Consider the following 12,479-nt stretch of genomic DNA (forward strand, 5'->3'; position numbering starts at 1 on the left):
AAAATCTTACTCTTCAAAATCTTCTTCACTCAGTTCTTCATAGAGCAAATCTAATCCAATCAATACTCTTTCTCTATCTGAAAGATCCCCGATAATTTTGCGAACAGGTGGGGGTAAAATTTTCGATAGTGTTGGCGTCGCCAATATTTTATCTTCTTCCGCCAGTTGTGGGCTTTTTAGCACATCGATCACTTTTAAAGCATAAACACCTTCAAATTCCTGTTCTAAAATATCTTTGAGTGTTTTTAATGCCCGGACTGAATTAGGGGTGTTCCCTGCTACGTAAAGCTTAAGAACGTAGGTTTTTCTGGCTTTAATCATATACTTAATGGCTAGTCATCATAATAGAAATACAATATGCGATCGCAATTTGGGAATAACTTACAGCAGTAGCTTGTTCCAAGGGAAACATAGATAATTTTAATTTATTTAGGAATGGAACTCCTATAGACTTCGCACAGGTGAGCCAGGATGTCTATCAAAGTTAAACGGTAATCAAGTAAGGTTTCATTGCTTCTTCCTTCTAATTTTAGCTGGTTAGAAAATTCTTCAATTACCTCCATGTGAATTTCGATGATTTGGGGCACAGGAATATTAGCATAAAATATAGTATTGATAAATTTATCAATTTTTTCTTTGAGTGTTTTGTCTGTGGTAAAATAATCTATAAGGATCAGGCTGTAATCTAATTTAAGCTGTCTTAATAATCCTTGCCTTTCTGCTGGAGTCATCTCCTGGAAATGCTGCTGGCTTTTTTGCATCTGACTGGCAAATACATAGATGTATTTGCTAGTGTATGGCTTACTTGGATTTTGTTGCGGCCAATTTGGTAAATAGTTGATTTTTCCAGTGGTAGTTGCAGCAACAGGTAGGTAGGAAAATTTGGCAATAATCGCTTCAATAAACCTCCACACCAACGTCCTCAAACCTTTTTGGTTGGTTAAGTCAAATGGATTATCTAAACATTTGTTAACATTAGGCGGCAGAATCAATATCGGTAATAACATTTACTCTTGAATATATCTCCTTGATCTTCCTGACCAAGAAACGTGTGCTGATAAGTTTGGCTAACGCTTCTAGGGGAATACTGGGTGTGTAGTAAACTGGTGATTCCACCCAAAAATAACGCTCTGTGTTAGCAGATAGTGCTAGCCACTCAACAACAAAAGTGCAACAACTGAGTAGTAAGACTTAGTAGGTATTTGATGATGAAGGATTTGTGGGGATAGCAAGACACAGTAGCTAATTTATTATTTGCATATTTATGTATATAGATAGATAGATTTTTTTATTTTGCTCCTTGATAAGATACTTAAACGAACTTAAAGGATTGTCGCATTCTAAATCATTATAATTCCTCAAGGTTCTAAAGCGAATCTTTGGGGCCATAATTGTTTTAGCTGTCGCTATCGATGAGGAGTTTAAACACCAGTAAGAGACTGGAGAGGTTAGTTGCTAAAAATAAGAAACGTGGTCTCTTAGAAAAATGCACTCGTCCACAAGCAAGTGTCCGTGAGGGGAGATACCGTTGTTTTAATGGCGTTGAAATAACCAGAGTTGCTTATATGAGTCTTCTTAGAGGATATGACTTCAGGCGAAAATACCATCAACAGTTGGCAGATGGAAATGCCGGAGGGTTCCACAGGAAGAATGACCCCCAAAGCCCTATGTTAATGCTAGATTACCCGCTTTATGACTTTCAGGCAACCGTACCTAGCTGCCCTCAAACAAGTTCTCTGGCAGTAGTGTTGGAGATTTTTGAGCAAGAGCAGTGCGATCGCTTGGTAGTAGTGAATCAACAGCAATGCCCGATAGGATTGCTGTATTCTGCCCGTTTAATCCCAAAATTATTAACACATCGTGACGATAAAAATCTAAATTTCAACCAATCGCTCTCTACCTGGGGTCAAGGTCTGATTGAGCCAATACAGACAATATTAGCTTCTGAGCGTGTAGAGCAATTAAGCTTGCATTTGTGTGATCCACAAGCCGAAAAACACCAAAACTTAGATTGGGCACTGATTGACTCTGAGGGTCGATATTTGGGGCTGCTAGATAGTTCACGTCTGTTGCGATCGCTGGCTCAGGAACGCATGGCTGGGTTACAAAGTTCAACCGCCCAGAGATCGTCTTATGATGCTGGTAGGCAGACGCCAAATGAACCCAAATCCTTGGGACATCAGCCATTGGTACAGTTGTTGGAAAGACTGCCTTGGCCTTTGATGTTGCAAACGGGTAATGGCCAGGTGATAGCACGAAATCCCGCTTGGTGGCAGCAATTAGGAACCTTGAAAGATCCAGAAGGAGTTAGGCAACAGGTGGAGGCAATACTTGTACCTAACTCCTCCGAAAAATCAGAATATGTCACCCAACGAGCAGTCAAGGTGCATCCCAATGGTAGAGAAAATGAGTATGGTGATGAACAAGAACTGACCCAGCAAGAAGCCTCATCTGATGCTGTATACAGTCGTTGCTATTTGGATAGTCAAGTGGGTACTTGTACCTGCGTTGTCGAAGTGCAAAATGGTCAGGAGCGAATTTGGCAGTTTGCCAAAATTCCCTTAGATAGTCCTGAGTTTAAAGTTATGAGTGCTGAAGAGGAGGTTGCACTCAGCACTGATTTGTGGTTGGTCTTAGCTACTGATGTCACTGAACAGCAGCAGCTTTGCAAAGAATTAGCAGCGAAGAATGCCGATTTAATTCAACTAAATCGGTTGAAGGATGAGTTTTTAGCTTGTATTAGTCATGAACTTAAGACTCCCCTAACTGCCGTTTTAGGATTATCGCGCTTGCTTGTGGATCAGCAGTTGGGAGAACTCAACGAGCGTCAAGCCCGTTATGCGGGACTGATTCATCAAAGTGGACGCCACCTGATGAGTGTGGTTAATGACATTTTGGATTTGACCCGGATGGAGACGGGACAAATGGATTTGACGCTGACTCCAGTGAAAATTCGGGCTGTGTGCGATCGCGCCCTATCGGAAGCCAAAGCTATCCACACTCAAACCACCAAAACTACATCGGCCTCACCACCTCCAAATGCCCGTTCATCTGCTCCCCAATTCTGCCTTTCCATTGAACTAGGCTTAGATCAGATGGTGGCGGATGAGTTGCGCTTACGCCAAATGCTAGTACACCTGCTTTCCAACGCCTTTAAATTCACCGAAATATCTGGCGAAATTGGGCTGCGGGTAAGTCGTTGGGAAGGATGGATTGCCTTTACGGTTTGGGATACAGGCATTGGTATTCCTGAACACCAGCAACACTTAATCTTTCAAAAATTCCAACAACTAGAAAATCCTCTCACCCGCCAATTTGAAGGCACTGGTTTGGGGCTGGTGTTAACTCGCGCCTTGGCTCGTCTCCACGGAGGAGATGTCAGCTTCTTGTCGCGTGAAGGAAAAGGTAGCCAATTTACACTACTTCTGCCACCCAGTCCCCCGAAAACAGGCTTTTCTGAACCAGAGATGGGAATTGGAGAAGACGAAGAAACACGATATCAACAGATACGAGAAATCCCCGCACCAGCTCGTCAGCAAGTTAGTACATCCACACAGCATCATCCCGCTAGTTCGCAACGGTTAGTCTTGGTAGTCGAGGCAGTAGCCCGATATATTGAAGACTTGACCGAACAACTCAAAGGTTTAGGATATCGGGTAGTGATTGCGCGATCGGGGACAGAAGCAGTCGAAAAAGCTCGGCGCTTGCAACCAATAGCGATATTTTTGAATCCGTTGCTACCCCTGCTATCAGGCTGGGATGTGCTGACTTTACTAAAATCTGACACTGCAACCCGTCATATATCTGTAATTGTGACCGCGACGGGAGCCGAAAAGGAGCAAGCATTTGCTAATCGAGCCGATGGTTTCTTAAGCTTGCCAGTAGAGCATCAGGTTTTGACACCAGTCCTAGAAAAATTATGTACTGTACAAGCAGTTCCACAGCAAGGGTTAAACAACAGCGCAAGTATCCCAACTAAAACCCCACTGCGAATTCTCAGGTTGGTGAATCCCCAGTTGGAATCAGTCAATCCCCACCCCTCACTTCGAGAACACCGGGTGATTGAAGTAGATGACCTAGATCAGGCAGAACTTTTGGCGCGGGTATGGCAATTTGATGTCATTTTGCTAGATGTCGAAAGTACCACCGCCCAAATTTATCTGCAACAACTAATTCAGCACTCGCGTTTGGCGGCTATACCACTAGTTACTTGCGATGTTGCAACTACCTTAATAGCTTCTAAAATCCCAGGGCTATCTGTATTTCCTTACTTAACACCATTTACGAGAGAAAACAGCAGTCGCACCGAGAAAACCGATGCCTTACTATCAGTACTGCAAATTGCTTCTGGTATTTGCTGCCCTCCTAACATCTTGGTAGTGGATTTGACAATGCTGCGTGATTTTCCACAGGTAAGACGTAAGCCAGCGAAGGGTTATCGGACAGAAAAAAATTGCTCAATTAGTAGTGAAACTGCGGAACGGGGGTCTGAATGGTTCCAAGCTTTAATTCAGTACCTCCAAACAGCAGGCTTTAAAGCGGCGATGAGTCCCTGTTGGGCAGAAGTGTTACAACAAATTCGCCACCAAAGCGTTGACTTACTGCTAATTTGTTTAGGAGAATCCGCTATCCACAAAGACGTGCTTAAAGCACTGAAAACATTGGGAGATTCGCCTTTAAAGTTACCACCAATTTTGGTACTTAATCAGCGATTAAATAGCCCAGAAACAAGTTTACAGCCTGGGGTAGCTTATAAGGCAATTGACAAGCAGAAGAAGAATGGTTTGGAATCTATAGAAACTGTTGTTGGTGCGATCGCTACCCAAATATTACCGCGATCAATCTCAATGGAAGACCTATTAAACCAGATCAATCAGACTTTAGCTGTCAATGGTTACAATGGCAAATGTTAATGGGAATGGGGAATGGGGAATAGGGAATGGGCAATAGGGAAGATGAGGAGAATAGCCATACCCAATGCCCAATGCCCAATTCCCCATGCCCAATTATGATATATCTATTTTTTCATTTTTCTTTTTCTTAAAAGGAATTCTAACCAAGTTATAAGCACCCTTGGTCGATAAACTCTTATAATCATCTGGCTGTAAGTCCATTTGTAAAAACTTTTTCTGTTCAGCCAACAGCAGGAGCGAGGGAGGTTGTAGTCCCTTTGCAGCCTGGTTTTGAATGTGTTCTGTAGCTTCTTGAGGAAATCTTAAATAATTGATGCGGATGTTGCTGTAAAATACCACACTAGGCTTTTTGAAGCCAAGCATGATCAATTCTTCATTCGGTTGTTTTGCTTCTAGAATGACGGCAGACAACTCCCTTAAGGGTAATTGACGTTCTCGATCAATAAAGAAGGAAGCAGGTGTTAGAACAAAAATCAAAAACGCCACAAACCCCAGCAAGTTAATACTGATAATGTACTTCCAGCGGCGACTCAATAGTAACCCTGCAACTACAACGGCACAAACAAGCCAAATTACACCAGCGATTACTGGTAAACCAGATTGTTTAATTAGTTCGTGGAAGTTGGTTATAGCTGGATCGCTACCTAATATCTGAGTTATGTTAAACAGTGCTGTTGACAGAACTGATAAAAATATTACATTCACCCAACCACTCACTCGCAGAAAAGAGGTGGAAATAGGAGGAGTGGGAGAGGAAGAAACAGAATTTGTTTGCCGTGTATCAGTATATTGGAAAAGGTCGCTCCATAAAAGGGCTACCAAGATTGCTGCTGCTGGCATTAAAGGCAATACGTAGCTAGGAAGTTTGGTGACAGCAATGCTGAAAAAGCTAAAGATGCCAGCAAACCAGAACCACGCAAATAAACCAAATTGCTGAAAACGTTCTTGGGAACTCCAATGCGATCGCTGCCAAAACTTTAGTCTTACTATAGAGGCTGGTAAATACACGGAGTATGGTGCAAAGCCCAACAGCACCACTAAGAAGTAAAAATACCAAGGTGCTGAGTGACCATTAACTACTTCTGTAAAGCGTTCTAGGTTGTGATAACCAAAAAAGGCATTAATAAAATTCCAGCCATTGCGCCAAATTACTAAAGCATACCAGGGCACTGACAAACCGATAATTATCAGTATACCTACGAGGACGCGCATTTCCCGCAACACCTCTAGGAACTTTCCTACATACAGCAAAAAGGCGACAACAATTAGCCCAGGCAAAACAATCCCCACTGGCCCTTTAGTTAAAATTGCGCCAGCAATCAGTACATAAAAAGCTAAGTACCACTTATTAGGGAATAGGGAGGTCGCTTCGCTCCGAGATTGGGAAAAGTTCTCCCCAGTCCCCAGTCCCAAGTCCCCAGTCCCTCCCTTCCCCGCATACCCTAGAAAGAAACATAACAAAGCTGATGCCATGCATCCGGTGAGCAGCATATCAGAGACGCCGATTCTCGCCCAAATAATAGTTTCGCCATTGAGCGCCATAAGCGCTGCGGCCATGAAAGATGTTGAGTAGCGGCGAGTAGGACGTGAAACTTGTTCTAATTCGTCTTGTTTACCTAAGTACCAGTGTACGGTGTAAAAAGCCAAACAAACTAAGCCGAAAGCTGCGATCGCAGAAGGGAGACGTACTGCCCACTCGTTCACTCCAATTATGTGATATGCGATCGCTTGACACCAGTAAATTAAAGCCGGTTTATCGAAACGAGTTTCACCATTGAAAAATGGGGTAATCCAATCACCTGTGAGGAACATCTGGCGGGAAGCTTCGGCAAACAACGGCTCTGTCTCATCAATCAAGCCAATATTGCCCAAATTCCACCCAAAAGCTATCCAGCCAATCACTATCAACCACAAAATCGACACAGTTAAACCAAGGGCTGGATTCTTTCCTATTTTGTTGAACCACTGATCAACAGTGCGATTAACACTCAGTTTCATTCTCATTTAGTCAATAGTCAACAATCACTAATCAATAGTCGTTGGTTATCTATATTTTGTTCTTCTTCAACAAAACAAGTGTTAAATACTGAGTTATAAACTTAAAATTTAACATTTTTACTACTTAGCACTGGCGCAACGCGCCGCTACCGCATTTATTGACTCAGCACTAGTTGCCATTCTCTGTTTTGAGAATTCCATTTAGGTAATTGAGTTTCGCCGACAACATAAGGGCCCCAGTAACGACGGGAACCATCTTGTGCAAAAGCAACTAAAATATCTCCTTTCTCCAGCTTTAAATTATTCTGAGGTAAGGATAGAACCAATCCCTTCTCACTACCTTCTTGGGGAGCAAAATCCCAATGTGCCGGTAGGTCATAGTTAGCTTGTTTACTACTAGATCCTTTTGCTACCGACTGTCGCGCCAGTAGAGCCAGCCGTACAGGCTGATTTGTTTGATTGCTCATCCGCAAAGTCCCTTGATCTTTGGCAATGCTTGCTGATTTATCACGCTCTGCCAAGACAGGATAAGTATTCTCTTTACTACTTTGTTCTACCTGATTGGTTGGAGTAGTTGCTGGAGTAGATAAATTAGCGGAAAGACTTTTTTCAGGTGAAACAGAAGTTGCTTCCCACTCTCGAGTTTCATCTGGCAGTTGTGAAGATGTATCTGGGTTTGTAGACTCAAAGGATATGCTAACTCCAAAGTATCCCACCAGAGCAACAAGCAGTCCCAAGCAAGAAGCGGTAACACCGACGTTACGATATACTGAGGATTTCATATTGATAGTTATTAGAAATAAATATTTTGTCTAGGCTTGACCAAATACTAGCCTATTATCACAAAAGCTAATCACAGAAAGTAGCTTATTATAGACTTTCTTAAAATTAGGCAAGCAAATGTATTATAAACATCATTGTGAATATAAAATATGTAGAGCAAATAATTTCCTTGATGTTTGACAAACAAGGATTACAGACACTATTTGCTTTGTATATTCACTGTAGGCTTGGATAAAAATAATGAAATTTGATACCGAGCCAGCCCATAATATGTACAAATTTAAATCAATACTGGAAGCCCAGTAGATATTTATAATATTAACAAACAAGCTTATGCTAAAACCAATACCCTCCTTAATATAGAAGAGATATTTCAAGATATCTTGACTTTTCCCCAGAAGTCCTTTTCATGCAAAACACTCGTCTGAATAACTTGTTAGATGCCATTGCTACACGCTTGGGGCAATGGTTTTTAAATCCTTGGCGGCGGCTATCGTTACTAATAATTAGTTTTTTGTTCGGTTTTTTTCTGGGAAACGCGGTTTCCACCACAGCTGGACAACAGGGTGTATTAGACATTGTGGTAGCTGCTTTTTTAGTACTATTGACGGAAATTACTAGTAGGATATTTTACAGTCAGAGTTTTTTCGCCAAGCGATCGCTCTTGGTAGAATCACTAAATCTCCTTAAAGTTGGTTTCATGTACAGCCTGTTTCTCGAAGCCTTTAAGCTGGGATCGTAGGATGGGGGATGAAAGAGATGGGGAAGCAGGAAGCAAGAGAAGCGGCGTTAGCAGATAAGTCAAGGGCTAAAGCTTTTGGGATCACGCCGGAAAATGTAGATGAAGTGATCGAAAGGCGATCGCATTTACTAAAATCTGTTTTACCAGCTTTTAACGAATTCTGCGAAACTAGCCTGAAAATCGAACCCAAGAAAATGTTACAGGTATTGTGGGACTTGTGGCTACCTTTGGGGATCAAATTAGCATCGCAGCGCCAACAGTTAAAACGCCCTCTGATTCAGGGAATTTTGGGAGGCCAAGGCACTGGTAAAACCACAACGTGCAAAATTCTCAGCTTGATTCTCGATCAGTTGGGATATCGGACTGTGAGTTTATCTTTGGATGACTTATATAAAACTTACAGCGATCGCTTACTCTTAACACAGCAAGATCCCCGCTTAATTTGGCGAGGGCCACCAGGAACCCACGATGTAGATTTAGGTTTAAATGTACTAGATCAAATCCGCCAGTTGCAAAGTCCAGTGATGGTTCCGCGCTTTGATAAATCTGCTTTTGGAGGTGCTGGCGATCGCACTAATCCAGAAATCGTCACAAACATAGATATTGTACTATTTGAAGGCTGGTTTGTGGGTGTGCGACCAATTAACGCAGATGTATTTGATACTGCACCGCCGCCAATTCTCACAGATGAAGATAGAGCATTTGCTCGTGATATAAATCTTCGCCTCCAAGATTATCTACCACTCTGGGAGCGATTAGACAGTTTGATTGTGCTATATCCCACCGATTATCGCTGTTCTTTGGAGTGGCGCAAACAGGCGGAACAGCAGATGATTGCTGCGGGTAAATCGGGAATGAGCAATGCAGAGATAGAGAAATTTGTCAATTATTTTTGGCGATCGCTCCACCCGGAATTATTCATCAAACCGTTGGTAAAAGATGCAACAGCAGTTGATCTAGTGATTGAGATTCATGCTGATCATAGCTTTGGTGAAGTTTATTGCGATCGCACTTAGGGCGTTAGTTCTCTGGCAAATCAGGTAAAAACACTATAATTTGCTTAAAGCGTGATTTATCCTACTCCTTAGACCGAAAATGCCAGAGGTATCGTTAAAGCTTTTCTTTTCTTACTCTCACAAAGACGAAACTCTACGGGATGAACTAGCTAAACACCTGAGCATATTAGAACGGCAAAGTGTGATTTCAAGCTGGTGCGATCGCAGGATACTACCTGGAGAGGAGTGGGATTACCAAATTAATGATAATCTGAACACCGCCGACATCATTCTGTTGCTCATCAGTTCAGATTTTCTTTTTTCTAAATATTGCTGGGATGTCGAAGTTAAAAAGGCGATAGAACGTCACCATACTGGAGAGGCTTGTGTTATCCCGGTTATTCTGCGAAGCGTTGATTGGAGTGGCGCACCATTTGCAAAACTTCAAGCTTTGCCTAAGAATGCTGAACCTGTAGTATCAAGGCATTGGCACAATCAAGATGAAGCCTTCACAGATGTAGCTAAAGGGATTCGGACGGCTGCTGAGAAGCTAAAGAAAGAACGACCACGGGAACAAGAACAAGCAAATATATTGGGACAACAGACATCCAATCGCATACTCAAAGAAAAAATCGAGAGGCGGCAACAAAAACCGCAATCTACTCAAACAACCACCGCAAAACTAACACAGGAAACTGATGACCTTTCCTCTGAGAAGAGTGTAGACTATACGCGATTGCGCGATTTACTTAAAGCAGGGAATTGGAAAGAAGCAGATCAAGAAACTCTGGCTGTTATGCTCAAAGCCACTGGCAGAGAACAAGAAGGCTGGCTTAATTCTGAATCTATTAATAACTTTCCTTGCACCGACTTACGTACCATTGACCAACTGTGGGTAAAATACAGCAATGGGCACTTTGGGTTTAGTGTGCAAAAGCAGATTTGGGAAAGCGTTGGAAAAGACTACGAAAAGTTTGGCGATCGCGTCGGATGGCGAAAACGAACGTTTTTTAATAAAAACTGGCTATCTTACTCATACCTGACCTTCACAACAAACTCTCCCCAGGGACATATGCCCGCAGGCGGAGGCGCCGCATGGCGTTGGGGCGCGGCTGGGATGGAGTCGGCGCCGCATCAGTTTGTATGTCTTTTTTGGCGTCGAGACTTGTAAATTTTAACATATAAGGTTTACAGGAATTTGTGAAGATTCACAAACAAGTAATTTTGCACGAAGTATTGCGGTTTCTACGTTTCCGTTACCTGGTACTGGGCAGAAAAAAATTCTTCTTGTTGTGCTTGTAGTACAATGCAAGCTTTTTGACTGTCATATAGTAATCCTAAATGAGTTGTGAAAATGCGCGATGTCCAGATACCCGACTTCTTCGAGAAGTCGGGTATATAATTTTTCACGAATGATTTAGGATTGCTATAGCAATTAGTTAAAGATAAATTTGCTTGCTACTTTTTCTATTTCTTGGTTACTTGCTTCCCATTCATCCCAAGGTAGTCTTATTAAGAAATTCCCTTTTAAAGCTGACAAATTGCTTTTAAAACTTGTAGCAACTGACTTGAACGCTCTCTTTCCATTAAATTTAATTCTGGCAACAGATAATAAATCGGGGGATTTCCTTGTTCAATATAGACAAACTGATAACTTCTACCATTAGTCGTTACTCCCCAAACTGATTTTTGATTATCTAAATTTTTATAAGAGTATGTGAGTAGTTGAGGTAAACCTGTTGATATATCAATCTGACTATTTTTAGATTCAATTAACAGTACCCAAAAATATCTTTGAAATTTTGTATGTTTAGCTTTACTAATAACTAAAACATCGAATCTTCCTTTAATTTTGATATCTTCGTCTTCAACTTCAATATCAGCAATATTCTCTTCCAAAACAATCTCTATAGGATAGCGATAAAAACCAGCTAATCTTAGTAAAGGCGCAACTGCAAGAAACTTTACCTGACCTTCAGAAACTTTACCTGCTGTCAGGTATCTATCAAAGTCCTGCTGAATTTGTTTGAGTTCCTGCTGTTCTGCTTCCGTGAGAGGTTCCAGAGATAAGTAGTTAGAAAATGAGTCATTGTAATGTTTTTCAAAGCCAAATAGACGCTGAACTTCTTCTAAAGATAAATTACGAGCGTTGAGAATTGCCATATATTTTTGCTTAATTAAAGTGCAACCCAATCCAAATTACCTATATAAAACCTATTTTAACGAATATTAAACCACAGCAAAATCTGTTCTATCATTATGGAATAAGTTTAATACCAATTTAATGTGAAGTTGCACATATCTTGATCCCCCTAAATCCCCCTAAAAAAGGGGCACTTTGAATTCCCCCCTTTATAAGGGGGGCTAGGGGGGATCGAATTCTATGCAGCTTCATAAAGAATTGGTATAAGCTAAAAATTAGTAGCTTTCAAAAAAGGTGAAAATATATGAAAAACAACATTAAGCAAGCTTATAACTATACGGTTCTTCTGGAAAAAGAAAAAGATGGTGGTTATCACGCTTTTTATCCTATTCTCAAAGGCTGCCATTCTCAAGGCGATACTTTTGAAGAAGCTATTGAGAATATTACAGAAGCTATTGAATTATATCTTGAAAGTTTAATTGCTGATAATCAACCTATCCCTAAAGAAGATTTAATTGTCAAGCCATTACGTATTTTAATATGAGTAATTTTCCTAGTGTAAAAGCTAAAGATTTTGTTAAAGTTATTGAAAAATTAGGTTTTCATCTTGTGGGATGGGCGTCTCGCCACTGGTGTCAACTTAACGCGAAACCCTTGACAAAACGGGCTTACCATCACGATCTGCGTTACCCCACCCTAACCCTCCCCTTATAAAGGGGAGGGAACTGAATTTTCTTGTTTCCCCCCTTGTAAAGGCTATCCATTACCCGGATCTTTCTCAACAAAACGTAAAAATACTTAAATAAAGCCGAAAAGGTTGATAGATATAGTTTTGAGGAGGAGAAAACAGAGGGGAATGAAAAATGGAAAGGTGGGCAGCATCGGAATTGAGGTATGTAAATTTG

11 protein-coding genes are annotated in these 12,479 nt (G+C 41.4%); 6 read left to right on the forward strand and 5 right to left on the reverse strand.

Annotated elements, in window-relative coordinates; genetic code table 11:
• Window positions 1-6: 6 nt before the first annotated feature.
• Both kaiB and A4S05_RS07130 read right to left on the reverse strand, forming a co-directional pair.
• On the reverse strand, window positions 7-321 hold the full coding sequence (kaiB, locus tag A4S05_RS07125; protein WP_069069132.1) for a circadian clock protein KaiB: 315 nt from the start codon (window positions 319-321) through the stop codon (window positions 7-9).
• 104 nt (window positions 322-425) lie between these two features.
• On the reverse strand, window positions 426-1,007 hold the full coding sequence (locus A4S05_RS07130) for a KaiA family protein (protein ID WP_069069133.1): 582 nt from the start codon (window positions 1,005-1,007) through the stop codon (window positions 426-428).
• A gap of 558 nt (window positions 1,008-1,565) precedes the next feature.
• Here A4S05_RS07130 and A4S05_RS07135 point away from each other — a divergent pair.
• Window positions 1,566-4,913 carry an ATP-binding response regulator gene (locus tag A4S05_RS07135; protein ID WP_370684406.1) on the forward strand — a complete coding sequence of 1,116 codons (3,348 nt, stop codon included), beginning with the start codon at window positions 1,566-1,568 and terminating at the stop codon, window positions 4,911-4,913.
• Window positions 4,914-5,006: 93 nt separating this feature from the next.
• On the opposite strand, the gene A4S05_RS07140 is transcribed toward A4S05_RS07135, so the two are convergent.
• Entirely contained in the window at window positions 5,007-6,917 is a 1,911-nt protein-coding gene (locus A4S05_RS07140; protein WP_069069135.1) for an ArnT family glycosyltransferase, read from the reverse strand.
• A 149-nt stretch (window positions 6,918-7,066) separates the two neighbouring features.
• The gene (locus A4S05_RS07145; protein ID WP_069069136.1) at window positions 7,067-7,693 is read right to left on the reverse strand and encodes a hypothetical protein; all 627 of its coding nucleotides are present in this window, start codon (window positions 7,691-7,693) and stop codon (window positions 7,067-7,069) included.
• 410 nt (window positions 7,694-8,103) lie between these two features.
• Between A4S05_RS07145 and A4S05_RS07150 the strand changes: the two genes are divergently transcribed.
• From A4S05_RS07150 to A4S05_RS07160, 3 genes are all read left to right on the forward strand, one after another.
• On the forward strand, window positions 8,104-8,436 hold the full coding sequence (locus A4S05_RS07150) for a DUF565 domain-containing protein (protein ID WP_069069137.1): 333 nt from the start codon (window positions 8,104-8,106) through the stop codon (window positions 8,434-8,436).
• Window positions 8,437-8,444: 8 nt separating this feature from the next.
• A complete protein-coding gene (locus tag A4S05_RS07155; RefSeq protein ID WP_069069138.1) occupies window positions 8,445-9,452 on the forward strand; it encodes a glycerate kinase in 1,008 nt (335 codons plus the stop codon).
• A 79-nt stretch (window positions 9,453-9,531) separates the two neighbouring features.
• Complete coding sequence (locus A4S05_RS07160; protein WP_141699664.1) at window positions 9,532-10,602, forward strand: GUN4 domain-containing protein; 1,071 nt, start codon at window positions 9,532-9,534, stop codon at window positions 10,600-10,602.
• Between the two features lie 356 nt (window positions 10,603-10,958).
• On the opposite strand, the gene A4S05_RS07165 is transcribed toward A4S05_RS07160, so the two are convergent.
• Window positions 10,959-11,594 carry a restriction endonuclease subunit R gene (locus A4S05_RS07165; protein ID WP_069069139.1) on the reverse strand — a complete coding sequence of 212 codons (636 nt, stop codon included), beginning with the start codon at window positions 11,592-11,594 and terminating at the stop codon, window positions 10,959-10,961.
• 284 nt (window positions 11,595-11,878) lie between these two features.
• Between A4S05_RS07165 and A4S05_RS07170 the strand changes: the two genes are divergently transcribed.
• Window positions 11,879-12,118, forward strand: a complete 240-nt coding sequence (locus tag A4S05_RS07170) for a type II toxin-antitoxin system HicB family antitoxin (protein WP_069069140.1) — start codon at window positions 11,879-11,881, stop codon at window positions 12,116-12,118.
• Window positions 12,115-12,288, forward strand: coding sequence for a hypothetical protein (locus A4S05_RS42540; protein WP_218107934.1), 174 nt, complete (start codon window positions 12,115-12,117; stop codon window positions 12,286-12,288). The genes A4S05_RS07170 and A4S05_RS42540 overlap by 4 nt, the downstream gene beginning before the upstream one ends.
• The last annotated feature ends 191 nt before the right edge of the window (window positions 12,289-12,479 follow it).

This window comes from Nostoc sp. KVJ20 (genome assembly GCF_001712795.1).
GTDB lineage: Bacteria > Cyanobacteriota > Cyanobacteriia > Cyanobacteriales > Nostocaceae > Nostoc.